Here is a 22,715-nt window from a genome sequence, read left to right as displayed (position 1 = left end):
CCGTATTCACCGGGCCTTCCGAGATCGCTGGCATTGCGCGCACGTTCCCGAATAGTGTTCGGTCATGTACCCGGGAGCCATCGCGGCCGTCACCCCCGACAAGCCCGCTGTGATCATGGCCGGCTCCGGCCAGGTGGTCACCTACCGGCAGCTGGACGAGGAGTCGAACCGGCTGGCCCACTTGTTCCGCGCCGCCGGGCTACGGCCGGGTGACCACGTCGCCTTCATGCTCCCCAACCATCCCCTCTTCCTGGCCATCGCCTGGGCGGCGCAGCGGTCGGGCCTGTACTACACGGCGATCAGCTCCCGGCTGGGCACCGACGAGCTCGCGTACATCGTGAACAACTGCGGCGCCCGGGTGTTCATCTCGGACGCCAGCCTGGCGGAGGTCGCCACTTCGATCACCGCCGTGACGCCCGGTGTCGAGCTGCGCCTCATGCTGGACGGCGCCGCCGAGGGCTACGACTCCTACGAGCAGGCGGTGGCGGGTCAGCCGGCCACGCCGATCGCCGACGAGTGCCAGGGCTCCGACATGCTCTACTCCTCCGGCACCACCGGCAGGCCCAAGGGCGTCAAGCCCCCTCTGCCGCGTACACCGCTGACGGAGCCGAACATGCTGCTCCAGCTCATCCAGGGCCTGTTCGCGCCGACGGCCGACAGCGTCTATCTGTCGCCCGCGCCGCTCTACCACGCCGCGCCGCTGCGCTACTGCCTGAGCTTCCAGCGGCTCGGCGCGACGATCGTGGTGATGGAGCGCTTCGATCCCGAACGCTATCTGGAGCTGGTCGAGAAGTACGGGGTGACGCATTCGCAGCTCGTCCCGACCATGTTCATCAAGATGCTCAAACTGCCCACCGAGATCCGGAAAAAGTACGACCTGTCATCCCTGCAGTGCGCCATCCACGCCGCCGCCCCCTGCCCCATCCCCGTCAAGGAGCAGATGATCGCCTGGTGGGGCCCGATCATCCACGAGTACTACGCGGGCACCGAGGGCAACGGCTTCCTCTACACCGGCTCGCAGGACTGGCTGGAGCACCGGGGCACCGTCGGCCGCTCGCTGCTCGGCACCGTGCGCGTCTGCGACGAGGACGGCAATGAACTGCCGGCCGGCGAACACGGCACGATCTACTTCGACAGCTCCACCCGCTTCGAATACCACGGCGACCCGGACAAGACCCGCTCCGTCCAGGACCCGCAGGGGAGGGGCTGGACCACGCTCGGCGACATCGGCTACCTGGACGCCGACGGCTTCCTCTACCTCACGGACCGCCGCTCGTACATGATCATCTCGGGCGGCGTGAACATCTACCCGCAGGAGGCGGAGAACATCCTGTGCCTGCACCCGAAGGTCGCCGACGTGGCCGTCTTCGGAGTGCCGGACGAGGAGATGGGCGAGCAGGTCAAGGCCGTGGTGCAGCCGGCGTCGATGGCCGAGGCGGGGCCGGAGCTGGAGGCGGAGCTGATCGAGTATTGCCGGGCGCGACTGGCCCACTACAAGTGTCCCAAGTCGGTGGACTTCCGCGTGGAGCTCCCGCGCCACCCCACGGGCAAGCTCTACAAGCGGTTGCTGAAGGACGAGTACTGGCCCACCGGCGCGTAGGCCCCGCGCCCGCGCCGAGCGCGCGTACTTGACCTCTGACCGGCCGCTTTCCGTCAAGATCCGGCTAAAGATCGACCGCGCGCCCGCCGCCGAACGGGCGCTGCCGCGCCATTGACACCGCTGGGGAGACGACCTAGCTTGCTTATTGCAGACGTGTTTCGTCTAAATTAACCGCGGCTCCACCTATCTCTCCCCACGCCGCTTCCGAGAGCAGCTCCATCGCGGAACTCCCCCGAAGCCGCAGCTCGGCTGCCGAAGCAGCCCGACCCCCCTCACGTACCAAGTCGCCACATCGGACCTCCGCATTCTCGAGAGCGGATGGCCCGGTTCACTTCCCCCATTTCTCCTTCGCCCCCCGGAAGGAACCCATCATGGTGAGCGAGAGCGTCCCCTTGCAGCCCGAACCGATCACCGCACCGGCCACGGCGGGCAAAACCCGTCCAGTCGTGGCCTGGGGCATGACGGTGATGCTGGTCGGCGTCATGCTGATCGCGTACCTCGACAAGGCGATCCTCGGGCTCGTAGCCCAGCCGGCCATGGCCGACCTGGGGCTCACGGCGGCCGAGTTCGGGGCCATCGGCAGCGCCGCGGGCCTGCTCGGCCCGCTCTCGGTCTTCCTGTACGCGCTGGTGGCCGACAGGTTGCCCGTCAAGACGACCCTCTTCACCGTCGTCCTCATCTGGTGCCTGCTCCAGCTGCCCGTCTTCTTCGCCGCGTCAGGAGGACTGCTCCTGGCGACGCGGTTCCTGCTCGGCCTGGCCGAGGGGCCCGCGACGCCGACGGCGTACGCGACCGCGTACAGCTGGTGGCCGAACGAACGGCGTGGCCTGCCCACGGCGCTGCTGACGACCGGGGCCTCGTTCGGCAAGCTGCTCTTCGCCCCGCCGCTGGCGCTCATCATCGCCGCCTTCAGCTGGGAGGCGGGGTTCCTCGCCGTCGCGATCCTCGGCCTGCTCTGGGCCGTGGGCTGGCTGTTCATCGGGCGCGAGGGACCCTACAGCCAGGCGGTCACCACCAAAGCGCGGCCGGAGGCTCCGGCGGCGCCCGGGCCGCGCGCGCCCGTCCGCGCCATCCTGCTGACCGGCACCTTCGCCGGCTTCGTGATCGCCAACGGCGCCGCCGCGATGATCGCGATCGTGGTCCTCACCTGGCTGCCCTCCTACTTCCAGGTGGGCCTGGGGTTCTCCGCGGTGACGGCGGGCTCGCTGTTCGGCGTGCCGAGCATCGCCGCCATGGTGTTCCTGTACGGGTGCGGCGCCTGGAGCGACCGGCTGCTCAAGCGGGGGACGACGGCCCGGCGCGCCCGAGGGCTGATGGGCGGCGCGGTGCTGGGGCTGGGCGGGGTCTTCCTCGCGGCTCTGCCCCTCGCCTCCGGAGTGGCGTTCCCGATGGGCCTGCTGATGCTGGGCTACGGGCTGGCCATGACCGTCAACGCCATGACCAACCCGGCTCTCGTGCAGATAGCGCCGGTGGGCCAGCAGAGGAGCATCCTGTCGATCGGACTGGCCGTGACCGGCATCGTGGCGGCCGGCGGGCCGTTGCTCACGGGCCGCGTGCTGGACAGCGCGCGGGCGACGGGTGCGCTCGCCGAGGGCTACACCACGGTCTTCGCGCTGATGGGCGGCATCGCCATCGTGGGCGGGCTGCTGTTCGCCCTGGTGGTGAACCCCGAGCGCGACGCGGCCAAGGTGGAGGCGGCCCGGCTCGCGCGCTAGCGGCGGTCCTGACGGCGGTCCAGCAGCCGCTGAGCCAGGCGGTCGAGTGATCACAGGTGCCAGCCGAGCAGGTTCCAGTGCTGGCAGAACCAGAGGAGGGCGAGCAGTCCCGCCAGCACGACCACCTGGTGGCCGCGGGCCAGGACGCCCGCGCGCCGCCAGGCCCTCACGGTGGTGGCGACCCCGGCGACGGTGAGTGCGAGGACCAGCAGCGGCAGCACCAGGAGGACCTGGACGTTGGCCGGCACGCCGTACAGGATGCTCGTGTCGCCGGTCAGGACCAGCGTGAACAGCACCACGAACACCAGCCCGACCGCGGCGGCGAGCCCGGCCAGGACACGCCCGGTGCGCCAGGCACGCGGAACGGGACGCTTCTTGACCAGGCGGACCACAGCGGCCACCGGCACGCCGAGCACGGCGGTCAGGGCGGTGACGGCGAACAACAGGACGATGACGACGTTGACCGGCGGGGTGTCCCACCAGGGGACGCGTTGGTAGGCGGGGCCGTCCGTGGCCACGTACGCGACACCGCTTCCGCCGGCCACCAGCGCCAGCCGCCGCGTGCCGCCGTCCTGCTGATAAAGCCCGGGCCCCAGCGGGCTCCACGTCGAGCCCCCGAAGACGAGCTTCCCGCCCGCCACCCGCAGCCGGGTGGAACTGGTCAGGGCGACCACCTTCTCGATGCTGGACTCGGCGGACCGGGTGAGCTTGTAGAAGCCTTCGACAGGCATGACGGGAGCGCCGCCGTCGGGCACGGCGCGCTTTCCGGGCAGGAAGCGGTCGAAGAAGGCAGGAATGATCTTGGTGGCGGCATCGGTCCCGCCCGGACTGTTGGTGGAGATGAACAGGCCGAGGTCGGCGTCGGGCACCAGCAGCAACGCGCTCTCGAAGCGCTCCCAGCCGCCGTCGTGCATGATCACGCGATGCCCGTTGAGCGTCTGCTCCTTGAACCCGTGGGCGTACCCGTCGATGCGCGGATCGGCCGCGAACGTCCGCCGGTGCATGAGCCGGCCCGTGGGCTCGTCGAGGATGCGCTGGTCGCCGAAGCGTCCGTCCCGCAGGTGGGCGATCATGAAGTGGGCCATGTCGTTCGCGGTGGCGCTGATCGACCCGTCGGGGGCGAGGTTGTCGAAGACGAACGGCTTGCGCCGGTACGCCCCGCCCTCGTAGTCGTAGCTGCGCGCCAGATCCCCGGCCAAGGGGGCGGGGGCGGGCTCGGCGGCCGTGCTGTGCCGCATCGCGAGCGGTTCGAGGATGTGGTCGCGTATGTACTCGTCGTACGGCTGCCCGCTCACCCGCGACACGATGTATCCGGCCAGCGCCGCCCCATAGTTCGAGTACGCCGACACCTCGCCGGGCGGGCGCACCCGCGCGGGCATGTTGTCGGCGAGATAGTCCCCCAAGGGCGGCACGTCGTCTTTGCTCCGCGCCCCCACGCCGATCGCGCGGTCCTCGAATCCGGCCGTGTGGTCCATCAGGTCCTGCAGCGTGATCGGCCGGGGGAAGGTCGCGGGGATCCGGAACGCGGTGAGGTAGCGGTTCACGTCCGCCTTCAGGTCCAGCTTGCCCCGCTGGACCTGCTGCATCACCGCGGTCCAGGTGAACAGCTTGGTGATCGAGGCGATCCGGACCATTGAGGTGCCGGGGTCGAAGGGCCTGCGGTTCTCGACGTCGGCCAGTCCGTACCCCTTGCTGAAGAGGATCTTCCCGCCGCCCACCACCGAGACGACCGCGCCCGGCACGTGGTTGGCCGCCAGCCCGTCCGCCATCGCGGCGTCGAAGAAGTCTGCCAGAGCACGTTCGGTCGGAATATCGGTAGCTGCCGCGGCGGGACGCGGCACGAGGATCGTCAGCGCCGCGCACACCGCGACGAGCATCGAACGGAAGACATACACGGGACGACTCCTCACCCTGTCGAGGCCATCCACGGTGCGGCCGGCGAGGGGGCGGCCGCATCGCCATCGCGGCCATAGCCGTCTCCGACGAAAGTGGGAGACGGCCCGGCGTCCGGCACCGACGCTGGTATGAGGTGGCGCGCCGCCGCCCTGACTACGCTGGACCGATGCTGTTGTACCGCGCGGCGTCGCGGCGGTCGGCCGCGCTCGGGCCCCACGCGATCAGCGCGGCCTCCGTGGCGCTCTGCCTGTTCCTCACCGTCCTGGCGGTCAAGACGCCGTGGGCGCCGCTGCCGCGACCGGTCATCGCCGCCGCCGGGCTGGCAGGCACGGGTGCGGTGTGGTTCCGGGGCCGGTGGCCGGTCGCGGTGGCCGTCGTCGGGGCGGGCGCGTACGTGCTGTCGGGCAACCCGGGGCCGCTGCTGATCAGCCTGTTCTCCGGCGCGGGCACGCGTTTCCTGGCGCTGGCGGCGATCGGCATGGCGGGGTTCCTGGCCCAGCAGTGGGTGGACGGCGGCCGGTTGGGCACGGACGCGCTGATCTCGGCGGTGACCGCCACCGGGGTCACGCTGGCGGCAGGGGCGTACGCCGCCACCCGCCGCGAGCTGACCCGATCACTGCGCGAGCGCGCCGAACGCGCCGAGACCGAGCAGCGGCTGCGCAACGAGCAGGCGAGGTCCGCCGAGCGCGGCCGGATCGCCCGGGAGATGCACGACGTGCTCGCGCACAAGGTCACGCTCATCTCGCTGCACGCCGGCGGCCTGGAGGTGAACGCGAGCGCCGGGCCGGAGCGCGTCGAGCGGGAGGCGGCGCTGATCCGGGTCAGCGCGCAGGAGGCGCTCGAAGAGCTGCGCAAGATCCTCGGCGTGCTGCGCGCCGGGCCCGACGATGACGACGACGGCTTCCCCGACCTGCGGCGGCTGGTCGACTCCTGGGTATCGATCGGCGGCACCGTCACCCTGCACGGCGATATCGGCACGTGGCCGCCGGAGACGGCCAGGGCCGCCCATCGCCTCGTCCAGGAGGGCCTGACCAACGCGCACAAGCACGCCCACGGAGCCCCGATCACGGTCACGGCGACCGGGAGCAGGGAAGACGGTGTCACGATCGCGGTGGTCAACGGACGATCGCTTCAGCCAAGTCTGGAGACCGGCGCCGGGGTCGGTCTGGTGGGCCTGGCGGAGCGTTTCCGGCTGATCGGCGGAAGGGTGCGCGGCGGGCCCGACGATGCGGGAGGCTGGCGTCTTGAGGGCCGGCTGCCGTGGCACGCCGCGGACACATCGCCGGGGGAATCACATGATCAGGACGCTGCTGGTTGACGACGAGTCGCTGATCCGCGCGGGGCTGCGGTTCATCATCGAGTCCGCACCCGACGTGGAGATCGTGGGCGAGGCCGAGGACGGCAACCAGGCCGTCGAGGCGGTCCGCCGCCTCGGGCCCGACGTCGTCCTGATGGACATCAGGATGCCCCGGTACGACGGCCTGGCCGCCACCGGGGCCATCCGCCGGCTCGACCGGGCACCCGCGGTGATCATCCTGACCACGTTCGACAGCGACGAGCACGTCTTCGCCGCCCTGGAGGCCGGGGCCTGCGGGTTCCTGCTCAAGGACACCTCGCCGCACGACCTGATCCGGGCGATCCGCCTCGCGCACGGCGGCGACTCGATGCTGTCCCCGCGGGTAACCCGGCGGCTGATCCACCGGCTCACCACTGACCAGCCCATTCGGCGCCGCCGTGACGCGCTCGCCCGGCTGGAGGCCCTGACCGCCCGCGAGCGCGAGGTGCTCACCGAGGTCGGGTTCGGCCGCTCCAACACCGAGATCGCGGCCCGCCTGAACATGAGCGAGGCCACGGTCAAGAGCCACATCTCCCATCTGTTCGACAAGCTCGCCGTCACGAACCGCGTACAGGTGGCCATCGCCGCCTACCGCGCCGGTCTGGTCGACTGACTCAGCCCAGCCTCGTCTCGAATAAAGATCTGGAACATCTTTACAGACGGCTTTCGTCTATATACATTTCGGGGGGCGAAAGGAGTGAACATGTCGATGAACCTCGATGCCGTCGGACAGACCTGGGAGTCGGGCGAGCACACGTGGACCTCGAAAGACGCCATCCTGTACGCCCTGGGGGTCGGCGCCGGAGCGCAGGATCCGCTGGCCGAGCTGCCCTTCACCACCGAGAACTCACACGGGATCGCCCAGCAGGTGCTGCCCACCTTCGCCGTGATGCTCGGCGGCGGCGGAGGCGGCCCCAAACTGGGCGACTTCGACTTCGCGCAGATCCTGCACGCCGAGCAGTCGATCCGGCTGGCCGGTCCGCTGCCCGTGGACGGCCGGGTGCGCTCGACCTCCCACGTGGCGGGCATCTACGACAAGGGCAGCGGCGCGCTGGCCATCATGGAGTCCACGATCGTCGACGCCGATACGGGCGCGCCGGTCGTGGAGGTCAGAACCGGGATCTTCGTCCGTGGCGAGGGCGGTTTCGGCGGAGAGCGGGGGGAGTCGGCCCCGTGGGAGCGGCCCGACCGCCCGGCCGACCACGTCGTCGTCTACCCGACCCGCATCGATCAGGCGCTTCTGTACCGGCTGAGCGGGGACCGCAACCCCTTGCACTCCGACCCGTGGCTGGCCGCCCGCGCCGGCTTCGAACGCCCCATCCTGCACGGGCTGTGCACGTACGGGTTCACCGGCCGGGCCCTGCTGCACACGCTGTGCGGCTCGGACCCGGCGGCGTTCGGCGGGATGTCGGCCCGCTTCGCCGCTCCGGTGGTGCCCGGACAGGAGCTCGCCGTGCACATCTGGGACGACGGCCGGTTCATCACCAAGGTGGGAGACACCGTGGTGCTCGACCGCGGCGTGTTCACCGGGGCGTCGCGGTGAAGCCGCAGCCCACGCCGGAGACGGCGCCTTACTGGGAAGGCGCCCGCCAAGGCGAGCTGCGGGTGCAGCGCTGCGGCGCCTGTGACCGTCACTACTTCTACCCGCGCCCGTCCTGCCGCTACTGCTTCTCGCAGGAGGTGCATTGGGTGACCGTGTCCGGCCGGGCGCGCCTCGTGTCCTACGTCATCAACCAGCGGCCGATGAAGGGCCTGGAGGGACTGTCGCCGGTGATCGCGCTGGTCGAACTGGACGAAGGACCACGCCTCATGACCAACATCGTGGGCGTCGAGCCCACACCGGAGAACCTGCCGCTGGACCTGCGGCTACAGGTCTGCTTTCAGGATGACGTGCCGGTCTTCCAGCCGGAGGGAGTGACGGCATGAGCATGCACGGAGGCGATGTCGCGATCGTCGGAGCGGCGGAGACCGAGCAGGTCGGCGTACTGCCCGACGTCTCCATGATCGAGCTGCACGCGCGGGCGGCGCGCCGCGCCCTCAAGGACGCCGGCCTGACGCCGGCGGACGTGGACGGCATCGCCACCGCCGGCCCGCTGGCCATGGAGGTCTCCCACCACCTGGGCATCACGCCCCGCTGGCTGGACGGCACCATGGTCGGCGGCTGCAGCTTCATGCTGCACGTCCGGCACGCCGCCGCCGCGATCGCGGCCGGGGCCGCCGACGTGGTGCTCATCACGCACGGCGAGTCGGGCAGATCACGCGTGGGCATGCCGCAGTACGGCATGAACGCGGCCTCCGCCGGGGGCCAGTTCGAGATGCCGTACGGGGCGGTGCTGCCGTACGCCACCTTCACCCTGCCCGCCCTGCGCTTCCTGCACGAGCGCGACATGGGCCGGGAGGACCTGGCCCAGGTGGTGGTGGCCCAGCGGGAATGGGCGGCCAAGAACCCGCGCGCCATGCGCCGCGACATCGTGACCGTGGACGAGGTGCTGGCCGGGCCGGTGATCGCCTACCCGTTCACCAAGGACATGTGCTGCGTGGTCACCGACGGCGGCGGCGCCCTGGTGCTGACCAGCGCCGAGCGGGCGGCCGATCTGCCCGGGCGCCCGGTGTACCTGCTGGGCTCGGGCGAGTCGGCCGAAGGCGCGCTGGTCTCCCAGATGGAGGATCCAGGCTCCAGCCTGGCCTTCCGGCGCTCCAGCGCGGAGGCGTTCGCCACGGCCGGGGTGAGCCACGGGGACATCGACCACTTGATGTGCTACGACGCCTTCGCCCACGTACCGCTGTACATGCTCGAGGACCTCGGCTTCGTCGGCCGCGGCGAGTCGGGCGCCTTCATCGCCGACGGCCACACCCGGCCGGGCGGCTCGCTGCCCATGAACACCAACGGCGGCGGGCTCAGTTACACCCACACCGGGATGTACGGGATGTTCGCCATCCAGGAGTCCGTCCGCCAGCTCAGGGGCGAGGCGGACGCGCAGGTACCGGATGTGGAGATCGGGTTCGTGCAGGGCGTGGGGATGTTCTTCGCGGCCTCGGGGAGCCTGGTGCTGTCCAACCGCAGGCCCTGAACCTTTCCTGATCCAGAGCCGCAGGTCCTGAACCCGAACGCCAACCACAGGCCCTGAGCCAGAACGACCCAGCAACGCGACAACAGGAGGACAAAGCCCATATGAGCGGTATCTGTGAAGGCCGGGTGGCGATCGTGACCGGCGCGGGGCGCGGTCTCGGCCGTACACACGCGCTGGAACTGGCGCGGCAGGGGGCCCACGTGGTGGTCAACGACCTCGGCGGCGCCACGGACGGCACCGGGTCCGACGCCGGCGCGGCGCAACTGGTGGTGGACGAGATCGTGGCGACGGGCGGTAAGGCCGTCGCCAACACCGACGACGTCGCCGACTGGCAGGGCGCGAAGCGGCTCATCGACCAGGCGATCGGCGAGTTCGGCGGCCTGGACGTCCTGGTGAACAACGCCGGCATCCTGCGCGACCAGACCATCGCGTCCATGACGGAGGAGAACTGGGACGCGGTGATCCGGGTCCACCTGCGTGGCACCGCCGGGCCGACCCATTTCGCCGCCGAGTACTGGCGCGCGCGGGCCAAGGAGAGCGGGCAGTCACTGCGCGCCCGGCTCATCAACACCACCTCGGCCTCGGGCATCTACGGCAACTTCGGCCAGTCCAACTATGGCGCGGCCAAGGCCGGCATCGCCGCGTTCACCCTCATCGCGGCCACGGAGCTCGGCCGCTACGGTGTGACCGCGAACGCCGTCGCGCCCGCCGCGTTCACCCGGCTCACCGAGGCCGTCATGCCGGTCGATTACGCCGCCGGTCTCGGGCCCGAGCAGGTCTCGCCGCTGGTGGCCTGGCTGGCCAGTACGGAGAGCGACGCCGTCACCGGGCGGGTGTTCGACGTCGGCGGCGGGCGAATCGGTGTCGCCGAGGCGTGGCGGCTCGGCCCGGAGGTGACCAAGCAAGACCTTTGGGACGCCGCGGACCTCGGCAGCGTGATCCCGGACCTGGTCGCCAAGGCCGCGCCCAACGTCGACATGAGCGGTCGACCGGCCGCCGGTTGACCTTCCCCACTGAGGTGGCGGCGTACTGCAGCGTCCGCGCCGCTACGAGCTCCGCTCCGACCTGAGGCCATACGAGCGCGTCGATGTACGCTGCCCCCACGAGTAACCTCCCACTCGGCTTGGAGGGCCATGTTCGGCATCGGCGTTATCGAGCTCATCATCGCGTTAGCCGCGATCCTGGCCATCGCGATGTTCGTTTTCGTGGTGATGGTCGCCAACCGCCGCAAGAGATGAGGCAGTAGCGCCCTCGAGATGAAGCCGGCATAGCTGTGACGGGCAGTTAGTCGAAGGGGATGCCGTCGAAGGTGCCCGACAGGGACGGGTGGGTGGAGAACGCCGTCCAGGTCAGCGTTATCTCGTGGGTGCGCTCGCCAGTCTCGGCACGGAGCGTGGCGGTGGCGCGGCCGTCGGAGGTGAGCTTGATCGGTCCGCTGACCCGCAGGTCGCGCACGAACCGTACCTCGTCGAGTGTGATGTCCTGACCGAAGGTGACCTGGCCGCCGCGCAGCCCTGGTTCGTTCTGCAGCCTTGCATAGACGTAGCCGTTGGGGTTACGGCGGGCGGTGGCGTCCGTGGCGGTGGCGAAGGTGGCCGCGAGCACCCGCCGCTGGGCGATGCTGAGCTCGCGGGCCGGAGCCGGCGGCACCTCTTCGACGGTCTGGGGGAAGGCGCCGAGGGCGCGATAGTTCTCGCCGGTGCAGTGCTGGTCGGTCACCTTCTTGGTGGTCAAGAAGGTACGCAGCATGCCACGCACGCAATCACCCATCGGCGATGTGCCAGAGGTCAGCGCATGCGGCCCGAATGGGACCCGCACGATGGTCGCGTTCGGGAAGGCCCGCAGCGATTGGGTTACTTCGGCGGGGCTGTTCATGTCAATCTCCCCGGCCATCACCAGGACGGGTACGGCGGGCAGTGCCTGTCCAGCTGGGCGCGGCGGGCTGTGGCGCGGAGTCGGCCAGTTGACGCACGGCTCGACGCTACCGATCCCAGAGGGAAGAATGTCGGTGATCTGATACGGCCCCAGCGGGCGTACCCGCTCGTAATAGCGCTCGGCCTGAACCTGGCGCTCGGCCGCCGAGGCAAGTCGGTCGAAGGGGAACGTACCGTCGCCGCAGCGAAAGCCCAAATATCCGGCAACGTCCGGATCATTGGCCGGTGGAAGCGTCGCGGGAATCAGTCGGGCCAGGCGGTGCAGCGGAGCTGGGTCGCCGCGCAGATAGGCGTCCGCGGCCGCGGTGGCCTCCCGGCCGAACACCGGCTCCCACACGTTGCTGAGCGCTACGGTCTGGAATACCGACACCTTCGGATCGGGCCGCTCCCGCAGCCGATCCACCAACCGAGTCCAATTGTCGGAAGCGCTGCCCGGCAGCGCGTCGCACGCCGTCGACCGTGCGCAGACGAGATCAAGTTGGCGGAGCCTGGACCAGTAGTTCTTCCAGCTCGCGTATCCGTCGCGGTCCACGACCACGGAGCTGTCCAGGAAGATCGCGTCCAGGCTACCTGGATACCGAGCGGCGTACGCCTGGGCGTACAGGGTGCCGTAGGAATTGCCGTAGAAACTCACCTTGCCCAGACCAAGCGCCCGCCGAATCGCGTCAAGATCGTGCGAGGCCTGGTCGGCGGTGAAGTACGCGCCCCGCGGACCCACGCTCTTGGCACAGGCGGCGATGGTCTCGGGCTTCTCGAGGCCGGCTCCTGGGCAGAGCAGCGGCGAGGACTTCCCCATCCCGCGCGGATCCATGACCAGGAGGTTCTTGCGTTCGAGCACAGGTCCGAGTACCCGCTGCATCTCGGGAACGGTCAGCAGAGTCTGCCCTGGCCCCCCGAGGTTGGCGACCACGGTCCCGTCGGCGTCCTTGGCCGGCATCCAGGCGAAGGCTACGGAAATGCGCTCGGAGGAGGGATTTTCCCAATCGAGAGGGACATCGAGGCTGCCGTCGCAGCGGGTGGTCGCATTCGCGCAGTCATGCGGGCCGGTCGAAGCGGCTGGGGTACCAGGCAACAGGGCCGCAGCCAGCGCGAATCCCAAGGCTTTTGCGATCATGCCGATAGCTTCGTCTGCCGTGCACCGGATTTCCTCGGCCTGCCGGAGGATTCCCCCTGGGAGCCAGCTCCCAGGGCTGTGAGCGACTAAGGGATGATCTCGGTTCCCTGCTCCAGGTAAGGACGCCTTATCGCCTGGTCGACGGGGTTGCCTGGAAGCCCTTTGGCACAACGATGAGATTTGCTGGAGTGTTCGGGAACTGCCAGAGTGACGAAATGTCACGACTTGTCCCTGAACTGATCTGCTCCGACATCCAAGCCAGTCTGGCCTTCTATCGTCTGCTGGGCTTCGAGATTCGCTACGAGCGCCCCCAGGAGCGATTCGCTTACCTTGAACGTGACGGGGCGGCGGACTTGATGTTGGAGCAGCCGTGGAGCCAGGACCGTCTCTACCCACGCGCGGAGCTGGACCACCCGTACGGGCGTGGGATCAACCTGACGGTTGAGGTGGACGACGTGGAGCGGACTCACACCACGCTGCTTGCCGCCGGTTACGACATGTGGTTGCCGTTGGAAGAGCGCTGGTACGAAAGGAGCGTCGATGCCGTGGGCGTGCGCCAGTTCGCCGTGCAGGACCCGGACGGCTACCTACTGCGCGTCTCTCAGCAGCTTGGGACCCGCCCTCGATAGCCGCCCACGTGGTGCCGCGGTTGTAGATCGCCTCAGCTGCCGCCGACCGGCCCGTTGTAGACGAGCTTCGTAGACTCCGCGGGCAGGATGATGGCGGCCACTTCGACCACCAGCTCGCCCGCGAAGTAGCTGCGTTCGACGACCATCACGATGCTGCCGGCGCTGATGCCGAGCGTCCGCGCCTCCTCCCGTGCGGCCGGCCGCGCCCACACTTCCTCGTCCCAGGTGTCGACCTGGATGCCGATCGCCGCCATCCGGTGGGTCACGCCGAGTCCCGCGTGCTGGCCGCCTTCCGGCACCGCGATCGGCGTACCCTTCGTGAGGCTCAACGGCTCCCAGCTGCCGTGACGATCCGCTCCTGCATGAGCCCGGCGAACGGCGACCCGGCCTGCCGCTCCCGGAACCAGCTGTGCACAAGGGAGCGGCGCTGGGCGGCGAGCTCACGGTTCACGGACAGGTGTGGCTTTTGGGCACCTGCCCGAACGCGACAACGCCGTTGAACGAGTTGTTCTGGGCGCAGAAGTTTACGCTCGGGTCACCGTTCGGCATCGGCCTGCACTGGACTCCCACAGGAGTATTCGGCGGGGCGACGATCCCAAGAAGCCCCAACAAAGTGCTGATTGCGGGGTCGCTGCTGTTTTGGACAGCGTTGCACGCCATTGGGATGGTTTGGGCGGCTTGGGCGAGGCCCGTGCCGGTAAGGGGAAGGGTGAGCGCGAGAGTTGCGATGGCCACGATGCCGCTGAGGCGGCTGAGAGGCATCTTCACCTTGACTCCTTAGAGGAAGTGGTGGACGGGTTCCATACAGAAGTGGGACTCCAGCAGCGTGTGCTCTGCCGCCTTTCAGTTGACGTGCCGGCAGGCGATCTGTCAGAGATCCGGTCGAAGCGGAACGACATCCGGCTTCGACATACCGAGCTCCCATGGTTCTGTTGGCGGTGACCGTGCAAACAGCGCGGCCTGAATTCGCGGTCGCGAACACGACCCCTTTCCCACTGGCGAGCCGGTCGATTTGCCGGTCATGGGCGAGCGGCGGCGGTTAAGCGTGGCTTTCGGCGGACGTGGGCAGCGCTCCGGCGCCGCCTTCCTCGACTGAAGGATCGTGGCGTGACCGCGATCATTTTCTCCGCGCGACGAGCCCGGGACGGGTCACCGCGCATACGGGTTTAGGGAGCTTTTTATGAATCCTGCCCGTCCCGAGCGACGATCCAGATTGATGGATCGCGAGACGGAGGAGGGGCCCGTAACAGTGTTCTACGGGCAATGGCTTCTCTGGGGTTCCCGCAGAAAGTTCGAGTCTGTGAGGAGAGTTTTGTCGGGCAGGGCAACGCGGCGAAGCGCTGTAAAGGCCCTTACGCGGGTCGCGCACCCAGCCCGAGCACTGCGTCGGCCCCTCAGTTCATCGTGGTATCGACAACATCACCACTCGCGGGCGCCGATCAAAGCTTCCATATCCACGTCCGCGAAACCGTATGCCGACGCCACGAACCAAAAGTCCTCGGCGATCACTTCTCGCGCGACGGTCTCGATCTCACTGTCGGCCGCCTCGAACTCAGCCTCCAGCGCGTTGAACTCCTCCGTTGCGACCTCCGTGAGCAGATACAACGCCGCCAGATCCGAAGGCCGCTCGGCCTCGATCCGCTCGCACAGCCTCAGCAGGATCGCTTTCCCCTTGTCGACAACGTGATCGGGAAAATACCCGTCGTCGTACATGCCTCTGAGAAATGCGTGGTTGACCACTCGCTCGTTTGTGGGCGGCACCGGGATCCCCTGTTCTCCCCATCGGTCGGGTTCTTCGGCGACTCCGGCTTCGCGTGCAGCGGATCTGATCGCCATCGGAGGCAGACTAGCGGCGTGCGGGATCAAACGTGCTCGTATCTGCCCACGTTCAAGGACGGTCGCCCCGGCTGACGAGTGCGTCGAAGAGAGGCCAGCCGTCCAGTTCCGTCTCACCAGGGATTGCGGGCAGGGCATCGCGCGCCGCTGTCTCGTCGAGGAGTCGCCGGACGACCCCCGGCTCGTGGAGGTTGAGCAGATCTCCGCGACCATTGGTGATCGAGCCCGCGTACCAGTGCCCCTCGGCGACATAGCGGCCGGGACCCGCGCGAAAGACGATGCGCAGGGTCACACCGGCGCCCTCGCGGTGAAGAGAGAGGATCTCGCGGCATTCGGCATGTTTGTGATGTACCGACCACCGCCAGGTCGCATCACCAACGACGAGGCTACGGAGCCGACGGTTGGTCCCCATCCCTGCACTCTATGAGGCGAGATGCGGCGGCAGGAGCTTCCCGGGTCCTCACCCTTTCGGGGAGAAGTCTGTAGCGGGTTGGCCGATACGCCCGACGTGCAGCACTTTATGCAATTGACTGAATTCTTACAGTGATTGACGCTGGTTGTGGCCTCGCACAAAGCAATGGCCGCCAGTACGTGAAGGAGCACATCGCATGGACTCGCCAGAATTCTTCACCCACGTCTACACCGCAGGCCAAGCATGCATACGCGAAGGCGACTTGTGTAGCGGCATCGCTGGGCCGGTCGGCCGATGCTGCCCGGGGCTGGTCTGCTGCTCGCTCGCCCCCGACCTCTCCGTGTGCGGGCGCCGCTGTCGATGAAGATCGGCTGGGGGCGGCAGACGGTGCTGGCCGGACTGGCGGCCGGTGGGGCGGTGCTGGCGCGCACCGATACCGCGATCGGCGCGTATCTCAACGCGCCGGCGGCTCGCTGGCTGCGGCGGATCACCGCGGCCGGGCTGGACGAACCGCCCGGGCAGGCGGCCCTGACCTGCTTGCGGGTGTGGGCGAGCGCGGGCCTCATCACGCTGGACGACCAGGCCGCGATTCTGGTCGGCGATCCCGAGATCGAGGAGTACGAGGAGCGCGGCCGATCCCTGCGGCGCGACCTGCTTCAGCGGGCCGCCCTGTTCCCGCGAGTCGGCATGCCGATCCTGGCGGTCGGGGTGGGCCGTGACTGCGCCTACTGCGACCAGCTCCTGACCGACCTGGCCGCCAACGCGCCCTTGCGGGACGGCGGTGTGGTGGTGTCCGGCGACGATCGGATTCGGCTGTTCGGAGCCTTTTCCGGCACCGGACTCGATCGGCTGGCCGACCTGCCCGACCTGCCCGACCTGCCCGACCTGGCCGAGCTGGCCGATCTGCCCGAGCTGGCCGATCTGGCCGAGATGGCCCGAGCGGCCGCGCCCCTGGGCACGCCCAGCGGCGTGCTGCTCCACCCAGGCGCGCCCCCGCGGATCCTGGAGGGCTACCACCAGGTGAGTGCCGTGATCGTGTCGATGCTCGGGGACGAACCCGACCGAGTGGTGATGGAAACCCCCAGTTCCTGCTCGGTGAACGTCACCTCCGGCGAGGGCACCTCGGTGCGGCCGGTCCGCGCCGGCGACCGCGTCGTGGGGATCGCCACCCGGGGTGCGGTCACCGGCGAACTCGACGGCTGGCTGTCGGCGCACACCGCCGACGCCGCGTACGCGCCGGCCACCCTCACCGTCGAACGGCCCCGGAACCTCTATCTGGTGTATCGGGGCGGCGCAATGATCGCCCGGCACAGAACGCCGGCCGACACCATCGCCTGCCTGGAGACGATGCTCGCCGGGTACGCCGACCACGCCGGCGCCGCCGAGGACGAGGCCGACGTCGGCTGCGGGGTGCTGTGGCATCCCGACCACGCGGCCGTGCTCATCCCCAACCACTGGCTGTCGCCGATGGCCAGGAAGTCCTCCCGGCTGCGCCGCAGTGGCTGGCAGCTGTGCCCGCAACCGTACGTCCGGCTCGGCATGCGCGACGGTCAGGCGTGGGCGCGGGTGCGTCCGCTCGGCGAAGATCCCCGGATGGCACCGGTCGCCTTCCTGGCCGTGGATCCACCGGCCCCGGCCACCGACGAGCGGCCCGCCCGCACCCCCAGCACCGAAGAACGCGCGGCGCAACTGGTGTGCTGGGCGGTCCGGCCGCTCACCCCGCCGCACCTGCGCGCCCTGGCCGCCACCGCCCACCACATCCCCATCCGTACACTGGGCCCTGACCCGATCCTCGCCCAGCTCCCCGACCTGGTACTCGCGCGGGGAGCCGACCCGCTCAAGCGGACGAGGGCCGATTAAACCGTCCCTGACCTGTGTGGTTGCCGCCCAAGGTAAATTTCCGACCAGGTTCATACGGATAACCGGGCCGTGACCAGCTGTGATAAGGCTGCCGTCAACCCTCTCATACAGTTCTGATCACCGGCTTAACCTGCACTTACGCGCTCCTTGGCACTCTTGAGTCATCGGTAATTGAGGAGATGACGATGAACGCGAACGAGCCTCGCGAGCAGGGCGCCGGCGGCTGGAGCCAGTTCGGCGACCAGCCGCCCTCCGCCGGGGGCTTTCCCCGGCGAGAGACCGTGATCATGAACCAGCCTCCGCCGCCCAAGCCGCCCAGGCAGGGCTTCTCCGTCGGGCGGAAGACGATCGCCGGGCTCGCCCTGGCGGCCATGGCCGTTGGGGGTGGCGCAGTGGGGGCCGTCGCCGCCACGGCGTTCCAGCCCACCACAGTCGTCTCCGCGCCGAGCCCGGTCTTCAAGCAGGCCTCCAACCAGCTCACCGTGGCCCAGGTCGCGCAGAAGGTGCAGCCTTCGGTCGTGATGATCCAGGGGCAGACCGGCGAGGGGTCGGGCGTGGTGCTGTCCGACGACGGGCTCATCCTCACCAACAACCACGTGGTCGTCGGCGCCGGACAGGGCGGGCAGATGACCGTCAAGTTCAACGACGGCAAGACGGCCAAGGCGTCGGTCGTGGGCACCGACCCGTCCACCGACCTCGCGGTCATCAGGGCCGACGGCGTCTCGGGCCTGACCAAGGCCTCGCTCGGCGACAGCGACCAGCTTCAGGTCGGCGACGCCGTACTGGCCATCGGCAGCCCGCTCGGTCTCGACGGGTCCGTCACGGCGGGCATTGTCAGCGCGCTCAACCGCACGGTCACCGTCGGCGGCGAGCAGGACCAGCAGCAGCAGCTTCCGCCCGGCTGGGGCCAGCAGCGGCAGCAGCAGCCGGGCCAGGAGAGCGGGGCGACGACGCTCGGCGACGCCATCCAGACCGACGCGGCCATCAACCCGGGCAACTCCGGCGGCGCGCTGGTCAACGCGGCCGGTCAGGTGATCGGCATCAACAGCGCCATCGCCACCAACGGCGGCAGCAGCGGCAACATCGGTGTCGGCTTCGCCATCCCGGTCAACACCGCCAAGCAGGTCTCCGACCAGCTCATCAGCGGTGGCAAGGTGACTCACGCGTTCTTGGGCGTGAGTGTCACCGACGCCACCGGCGACGTGCCTGGCGCGCTGATCCGCCAGGTCACCTCCGGAAGCCCCGCCGACAAGGCCGGACTGAAGGAGGGCGACCTCATCACCAAGATCGGCAACACGCCGGTGGAGGGCGGAGATACAGTTGTTGGCCAGGTCAGAGGTTTCAAAGTAGGCCAACAGGTTCAGATCACTTATATGAGGGACGGAAAGTCGAGTAACGTCTCCGTCACCCTCGAAGAGAAGAAATAACCGGACCCCCTCACGGACGGGTGTGCCGTCGAGATCGCTGCGGACTCGGCGGCACACCCCCCGTTCGAGGAGGGACCAGAGGAGGGGTCAGGAGAAGCGGCGGCCCTCGTCGCGCCGGTAGGCCCAGCCCGCCGCCAGCGCCGCGATCACGGTCCACACGCCGAGCATGACCACCGCGACCATGTTCGGCGAGGTTCCCGTCGTCACGGCCCAGATCAGCTCCCCGGCGCCACGGCTCGGCACGAACGGCGACACCTTCTGCACGAAGTCCGGCATGATCTGCGGCGGCAGGAGCAACCCGCCCAGGATCGCGATCGGGAAGAACACGACCTGCGACACGCCGATGGCCGCCTTCGAGGCCAGCACGAAGCCCAGGAACAGGCCGATCAGCATGAACGGCACCGCCCCGCCGAGCAGCGCGAGCAGCCCGATCAGGAAGTTGGGCACCGTGATGGTCGCCTTGGTGAGCAGGGCCGCGATCGCCACCGTCGGGATCGTCGACACCAGCATCGTGGCCATCGTCGTGAGGATCCGCCCGGCGAAGCGGGGGAACGGTCCAGCGGGCAGCGTGCGCACGTAGGGGTTCCACGGTAGCTCGCGGTCCTGCGCGACCGTGATGCTGAGCCCCATGAGCGCGGCCGACATGGCGCCGACCAGCATCATCGACCCCGTCGCCCGCGTCGAGGCCACCGGATCGTCCGCCGTGAACGGCACCGCGAACGCCAGCATCGACGCGGCCGGGAAGAACGAACTGGCGACCAGGCCGATCGGCACCCGGATCTGCTCCAGCATCAGATAGCGGGTGTGGGCCAGGATCAGGCTAGACATGCTCGGTCTCCTTGGCGGTGATGGCGAGGAAGGCTTCCTCGAGCGAGGTCGGCCTGATCTCCAGACCGGAGAACGGCGTGCCGCTCCGCACCAGCTCGACGACCAGCCGGTCGGGGTCGGTGGTCACCAGGTTGATCCGGCCGTCCGTACGCTCGCTGGCGAGCACGCCGGGCAGTTCGGGCAGGTTCTCGGCGACCAGCGAGACGCGCCGCACCCCCACCATGTCGCGTACGGCCCGCACGGTGTCGTCGGCCAGCACCCGGCCGTGACCGACGACCACGACCCGCTGGGCCAGGGCCTCGATCTCCTCCAGGTAGTGGCTGGTGAGCAGGACCGTGCCGCCGCTCTCATGGAAGTCCTTGACGCCGTCCCAGAGCGCGCGCCTGGCCTCCACGTCGAGGCCGGTGGTCGGCTCGTCGAGGAAGACCATCCGCGGGTTGCCGGCGAAGGCCAGCGCCACGCCCAGCCGCCGCTTCTGGCCGCCGGACAGGCCGCCGATCTGCCGCTTGACCAGGTCGTCGAGGCCGAACCGGGCGAGTAACTCCCCTTTATCAGCCTTTTTCGGGTAATGGGCGGAGACGAAGTCGACGATCTCGCCGACCCTCAGCGATTCCGGCAGGCCTGTCTCCTGCGGCGTGACCCCGATGCCTCGGCGTACCACCGGATCCTGCGGGGAGCCACCGAGCAGCTCGACCGTGCCGGACGTCTGTTTGCGCAGGCCCACGAACAGGTTGATCAGCGTCGACTTGCCCGCGCCGTTCGGGCCGAGCAGGCCGACCAGCTCTCCCGCCCTGATGTCGAGCGAGACGCGGTCGAGCGCCAGCACGTCGCCGTAGCGCCGGGTGACCTCCACCGTTCTGGCGAGGATGGTCATGAAGTGCCTCCTGCGGAGTCGAGTAGGGCGCGGATCGCCTTGGTGTAGTCGTCGAAGGCGACCCGGCCGCGCTTGGTGAGCGAGACATAGGTGACCGGGGTACGGCCTTTGTGCGTTTTCGTGATCTGGACGTAGCCGACTTCCTCGAGCTTGGTCAGGTGGACCGAGAGGTTGCCGGCCGTCATGCCGAGCAGATCCTTGAGCGCCGGGAAGGCGATCTCGTCGCCCCCGCCCATCGCGTTGAGCGTCGCCACGACACGTAGCCTGGCCTGCGCGTGGATCACCGGATCGAGCTCCGGAACGTCCCCGGCCGTCACCGGCACTGCCTCCGCCGCCACCACAGGCCCACGACGATCTGCCCGAAGCCGAGCAGCACCGCCGTCAGCAGCGCGTGCCAGCCTGGGCCGAGCAGCACGCCCAAGCCGTTGACGGCGGTCACGCCGACGCCGACGAAGAACATCGGCCAGTACAGGAAGATCGCGCCGCCGGCCATGTACATGACGCCCACCACCAGCATGGAGACGCCCGACCAGACCAGGCCGGCCTCCGCCTCCGGCAGCATCGGGCTGACCCGGATGGCGATGATCGACATCACCATCATCCCGGCGAACCACGTGTAGCCGTACATCGTGCCCCTGGCCGAGCTCTCGCCCCGGACGCCCGAGTTCATCCTGGTGATCTCGTACGCGGCCAGGGAGCCCGCGATCACCATGGAGATCATCAGGACGGCCAGCGCCTGCGTCTGGGAGATCGGCGCGTACGGCTTGCCGTCGAGCCCGTAGTGCAGGAAGAAGCAGGTGAAGCCGACCAACCACGCGACGCCCCAGGGGATGTACAGGAGCAGGGGATCGCCCCTGAATCTTCGCACCGTGGCGGCCCGCTGCTCCTCGATGAGGCGCAGAGTCTCCTCCGGGCTGGGGGCTTGCTCGCCGTCGTCTACCATGACAACTCCTCTTAGCCTCAAACTGGTTTGTACTTTAAACCAGCTTGCGCCGCCAACACAACCTGCGAGGCGAGGAGAGGGGTTAGAGGGTGGGAAACCCTCTGGTCCGCCAGGTGTCGCCGCTCGCGGTCACCGCGAACGCCTCCAGGTTGGAGGTCTCCTCCACCCAGTCGCGGGCGGTGTCGCCCATCGCGAACGCCGCCGTCGCGAAGGCGTCGACGGCGGTCAGGCGGGGGCCGACAAGAGTGATGGACAGCAGCGCGTCGGCGGCGCGCCCGGTGTGGGGGTCGAGGATGTGCGGGCCCCGCTCGGCGTTGCCCGAGGTGGCGATGGCCAGGTCGTGGCCGGTGACCACGGTGCAGAGGGCGCCGGGGCGGGCGGGGTGCGCGATGCCGATCCGCCACGGTGAGGGGTCGGGGCCGAGCTGGATGTCGCCGCCGCCGTTGACGCAGTGGCGGGGCGCCCCCGCCTCGGACAGGATCCGGGACGCCTCCTCGATCGCCCACCCTTTCACCAGGCCGGACGGGTCCAGGCGGCCACCGGGGTACATGGTGAAATATCCGTTTGTGTCGTGTTCTGTCTGGGCGCACAGCGAGAGCACTTGGGCCACCTCGGGCGGGCAAGCGGACAGCTCGATCTCGCCCCGGCCGAGGCGGCTGATCGCGCTGCCCGGCCGGTAGGTGGAGAAGACCGCGTCCACGTGATGCAGCCAGGCGACCGCCCGCGCCACCGCCTCGTCGGCGGTGCCGTCGGAGTCGGCGTCGCGTACGTCGAAGGAGAAGACGGTCCCCATCGCGTGCTCGACGTGGCGGGTCACAGCCCGGCCCGGTCGATGGCGCTCTGCAGGGAGCGGGTGTAGCCGTCGCTGGTGTACGTGGCGCCCGAGACGGAGTCGATCTGGGCGCTCTGGGCGGTCAGGGCCTCCTCCTGGAGTACGGGCAGCGCCCTGTCGTTGATCTCGACGTCGCGCCGGTTCTCGTTCGGCGCCTGGAGTACCTGGACGTCGGAGATCTTGCCGTCGCTGACGCTGATCCGCACCTGCACGGGTCCCCAGCGCGTGTCGGCCACGTCGCCGTCGACCGTCCGGGCACCCGTGGATCCCTCAGCCGAAGTGGGAGCGGACGTCTGGGCGAGGGCGGCGGGTGGTTGAGTGGCCCCGGTGACGTCGTGCGGCTTGAACGACAGCAGCAGCACCAGGCCGATGACGGTGGTGACCACCGCGAGCAGCGCTCTTTTCATG

24 protein-coding genes are annotated in these 22,715 nt (G+C 69.2%); 11 read left to right on the top strand and 13 right to left on the bottom strand.

The features are described from left to right. Positions 1-64 precede the first annotated feature (64 nt). The gene (locus ACGFJ2_RS53320) at positions 65-1,600 is read left to right on the top strand and encodes an AMP-binding protein (RefSeq protein WP_393482032.1); all 1,536 of its coding nucleotides are present in this window, start codon (positions 65-67) and stop codon (positions 1,598-1,600) included. Between the two features lie 371 nt (positions 1,601-1,971). Continuing rightward, positions 1,972-3,315, top strand: coding sequence for an MFS transporter (locus tag ACGFJ2_RS53315; RefSeq protein ID WP_393482029.1), 1,344 nt, complete (start codon positions 1,972-1,974; stop codon positions 3,313-3,315). Positions 3,316-3,365: 50 nt separating this feature from the next. Here ACGFJ2_RS53315 and ACGFJ2_RS53310 read toward each other — a convergent pair whose 3' ends face one another. Next, positions 3,366-5,210 carry a serine hydrolase domain-containing protein gene (locus tag ACGFJ2_RS53310; RefSeq protein ID WP_393482026.1) on the bottom strand — a complete coding sequence of 615 codons (1,845 nt, stop codon included), beginning with the start codon at positions 5,208-5,210 and terminating at the stop codon, positions 3,366-3,368. Between the two features lie 167 nt (positions 5,211-5,377). On the opposite strand from ACGFJ2_RS53310, the gene ACGFJ2_RS53305 reads away from it, so the two are divergent. The 6 genes from ACGFJ2_RS53305 to ACGFJ2_RS53280 all read left to right on the top strand — a co-directional run bounded on the left by ACGFJ2_RS53305 (position 5,378) and on the right by ACGFJ2_RS53280 (position 10,622). Then, a complete protein-coding gene (locus tag ACGFJ2_RS53305) occupies positions 5,378-6,529 on the top strand; it encodes a histidine kinase (protein ID WP_357946293.1) in 1,152 nt (383 codons plus the stop codon). Next, a complete protein-coding gene (locus ACGFJ2_RS53300) occupies positions 6,507-7,160 on the top strand; it encodes a response regulator transcription factor (RefSeq protein WP_357946296.1) in 654 nt (217 codons plus the stop codon). Before ACGFJ2_RS53305 ends, ACGFJ2_RS53300 begins: the two co-directional genes overlap by 23 nt. A 90-nt stretch (positions 7,161-7,250) precedes the next feature. Then, positions 7,251-8,090, top strand: a complete 840-nt coding sequence (locus ACGFJ2_RS53295) for a MaoC/PaaZ C-terminal domain-containing protein (protein WP_357946299.1) — start codon at positions 7,251-7,253, stop codon at positions 8,088-8,090. Continuing rightward, positions 8,087-8,473 carry an OB-fold domain-containing protein gene (locus tag ACGFJ2_RS53290; RefSeq protein ID WP_357946302.1) on the top strand — a complete coding sequence of 129 codons (387 nt, stop codon included), beginning with the start codon at positions 8,087-8,089 and terminating at the stop codon, positions 8,471-8,473. The genes ACGFJ2_RS53295 and ACGFJ2_RS53290 overlap by 4 nt, the downstream gene beginning before the upstream one ends. Beyond that, the gene (locus ACGFJ2_RS53285; RefSeq protein WP_358197313.1) at positions 8,470-9,618 is read left to right on the top strand and encodes a thiolase; all 1,149 of its coding nucleotides are present in this window, start codon (positions 8,470-8,472) and stop codon (positions 9,616-9,618) included. The genes ACGFJ2_RS53290 and ACGFJ2_RS53285 overlap by 4 nt, the downstream gene beginning before the upstream one ends. A 101-nt stretch (positions 9,619-9,719) precedes the next feature. Next, positions 9,720-10,622 carry an SDR family oxidoreductase gene (locus ACGFJ2_RS53280; RefSeq protein WP_393482020.1) on the top strand — a complete coding sequence of 301 codons (903 nt, stop codon included), beginning with the start codon at positions 9,720-9,722 and terminating at the stop codon, positions 10,620-10,622. A 280-nt stretch (positions 10,623-10,902) separates the two neighbouring features. Here ACGFJ2_RS53280 and ACGFJ2_RS53275 read toward each other — a convergent pair whose 3' ends face one another. Continuing rightward, positions 10,903-12,489, bottom strand: a complete 1,587-nt coding sequence (locus ACGFJ2_RS53275) for an alpha/beta fold hydrolase (RefSeq protein WP_393482017.1) — start codon at positions 12,487-12,489, stop codon at positions 10,903-10,905. Positions 12,490-12,881: 392 nt separating this feature from the next. Here ACGFJ2_RS53275 and ACGFJ2_RS53270 point away from each other — a divergent pair, with 392 nt between their 5' ends. Continuing rightward, complete coding sequence (locus ACGFJ2_RS53270) at positions 12,882-13,295, top strand: bleomycin resistance protein (RefSeq protein WP_393482014.1); 414 nt, start codon at positions 12,882-12,884, stop codon at positions 13,293-13,295. Between the two features lie 32 nt (positions 13,296-13,327). Here the strand turns inward: ACGFJ2_RS53270 and ACGFJ2_RS53265 are convergent, their stop codons facing one another. The 5 genes from ACGFJ2_RS53265 to ACGFJ2_RS53245 form a co-directional block, all read right to left on the bottom strand. Then, positions 13,328-13,624 (bottom strand): UTRA domain-containing protein, encoded by a 297-nt coding sequence (locus ACGFJ2_RS53265; protein ID WP_393482011.1) that lies wholly within the window; start codon positions 13,622-13,624, stop codon positions 13,328-13,330. After that, positions 13,621-13,746 carry a hypothetical protein gene (locus ACGFJ2_RS53260; protein WP_358197287.1) on the bottom strand — a complete coding sequence of 42 codons (126 nt, stop codon included), beginning with the start codon at positions 13,744-13,746 and terminating at the stop codon, positions 13,621-13,623. Before ACGFJ2_RS53260 ends, ACGFJ2_RS53265 begins: the two co-directional genes overlap by 4 nt. Then, the gene (locus tag ACGFJ2_RS53255) at positions 13,743-14,063 is read right to left on the bottom strand and encodes a hydrophobin family protein (protein WP_393482008.1); all 321 of its coding nucleotides are present in this window, start codon (positions 14,061-14,063) and stop codon (positions 13,743-13,745) included. The genes ACGFJ2_RS53260 and ACGFJ2_RS53255 overlap by 4 nt, the downstream gene beginning before the upstream one ends. A gap of 651 nt (positions 14,064-14,714) precedes the next feature. Beyond that, a complete protein-coding gene (locus tag ACGFJ2_RS53250) occupies positions 14,715-15,131 on the bottom strand; it encodes a DUF5713 family protein (RefSeq protein WP_393482005.1) in 417 nt (138 codons plus the stop codon). Between the two features lie 52 nt (positions 15,132-15,183). Next, complete coding sequence (locus ACGFJ2_RS53245; RefSeq protein ID WP_393482002.1) at positions 15,184-15,543, bottom strand: hypothetical protein; 360 nt, start codon at positions 15,541-15,543, stop codon at positions 15,184-15,186. 342 nt (positions 15,544-15,885) lie between these two features. Here ACGFJ2_RS53245 and ACGFJ2_RS53240 point away from each other — a divergent pair, with 342 nt between their 5' ends. Both ACGFJ2_RS53240 and ACGFJ2_RS53235 read left to right on the top strand, forming a co-directional pair. After that, a complete protein-coding gene (locus tag ACGFJ2_RS53240) occupies positions 15,886-17,403 on the top strand; it encodes a hypothetical protein (protein WP_393481999.1) in 1,518 nt (505 codons plus the stop codon). Positions 17,404-17,588: 185 nt separating this feature from the next. Further along, entirely contained in the window at positions 17,589-18,830 is a 1,242-nt protein-coding gene (locus ACGFJ2_RS53235) for a trypsin-like peptidase domain-containing protein (RefSeq protein ID WP_357962340.1), read from the top strand. 87 nt (positions 18,831-18,917) lie between these two features. Here ACGFJ2_RS53235 and ACGFJ2_RS53230 read toward each other — a convergent pair whose 3' ends face one another. The 6 genes from ACGFJ2_RS53230 to ACGFJ2_RS53205 all read right to left on the bottom strand — a co-directional run bounded on the left by ACGFJ2_RS53230 (position 18,918) and on the right by ACGFJ2_RS53205 (position 22,714). After that, positions 18,918-19,658, bottom strand: coding sequence for an ABC transporter permease (locus tag ACGFJ2_RS53230; RefSeq protein WP_393481996.1), 741 nt, complete (start codon positions 19,656-19,658; stop codon positions 18,918-18,920). Then, positions 19,651-20,532 carry an ABC transporter ATP-binding protein gene (locus ACGFJ2_RS53225; protein WP_357962345.1) on the bottom strand — a complete coding sequence of 294 codons (882 nt, stop codon included), beginning with the start codon at positions 20,530-20,532 and terminating at the stop codon, positions 19,651-19,653. The genes ACGFJ2_RS53230 and ACGFJ2_RS53225 overlap by 8 nt, the downstream gene beginning before the upstream one ends. After that, positions 20,529-20,849, bottom strand: a complete 321-nt coding sequence (locus ACGFJ2_RS53220) for a transcriptional regulator (RefSeq protein ID WP_357962348.1) — start codon at positions 20,847-20,849, stop codon at positions 20,529-20,531. The genes ACGFJ2_RS53225 and ACGFJ2_RS53220 overlap by 4 nt, the downstream gene beginning before the upstream one ends. Next, positions 20,846-21,475 carry a hypothetical protein gene (locus tag ACGFJ2_RS53215; protein ID WP_393481992.1) on the bottom strand — a complete coding sequence of 210 codons (630 nt, stop codon included), beginning with the start codon at positions 21,473-21,475 and terminating at the stop codon, positions 20,846-20,848. The genes ACGFJ2_RS53220 and ACGFJ2_RS53215 overlap by 4 nt, the downstream gene beginning before the upstream one ends. Before the next feature lie 82 nt (positions 21,476-21,557). Further along, complete coding sequence (locus tag ACGFJ2_RS53210) at positions 21,558-22,292, bottom strand: FAD:protein FMN transferase (RefSeq protein WP_393481990.1); 735 nt, start codon at positions 22,290-22,292, stop codon at positions 21,558-21,560. Further along, on the bottom strand, positions 22,289-22,714 hold the full coding sequence (locus ACGFJ2_RS53205) for an FMN-binding protein (protein WP_357962357.1): 426 nt from the start codon (positions 22,712-22,714) through the stop codon (positions 22,289-22,291). The genes ACGFJ2_RS53210 and ACGFJ2_RS53205 overlap by 4 nt, the downstream gene beginning before the upstream one ends. Between the last annotated feature and the right edge of the window lies 1 nt (position 22,715).

Origin of the sequence: Nonomuraea sp. NPDC049028 (genome assembly GCF_043197735.1) — a bacterium.
GTDB lineage: Bacteria > Actinomycetota > Actinomycetes > Streptosporangiales > Streptosporangiaceae > Nonomuraea.
This window is presented reverse-complemented; position numbering and strand designations above follow the sequence as displayed.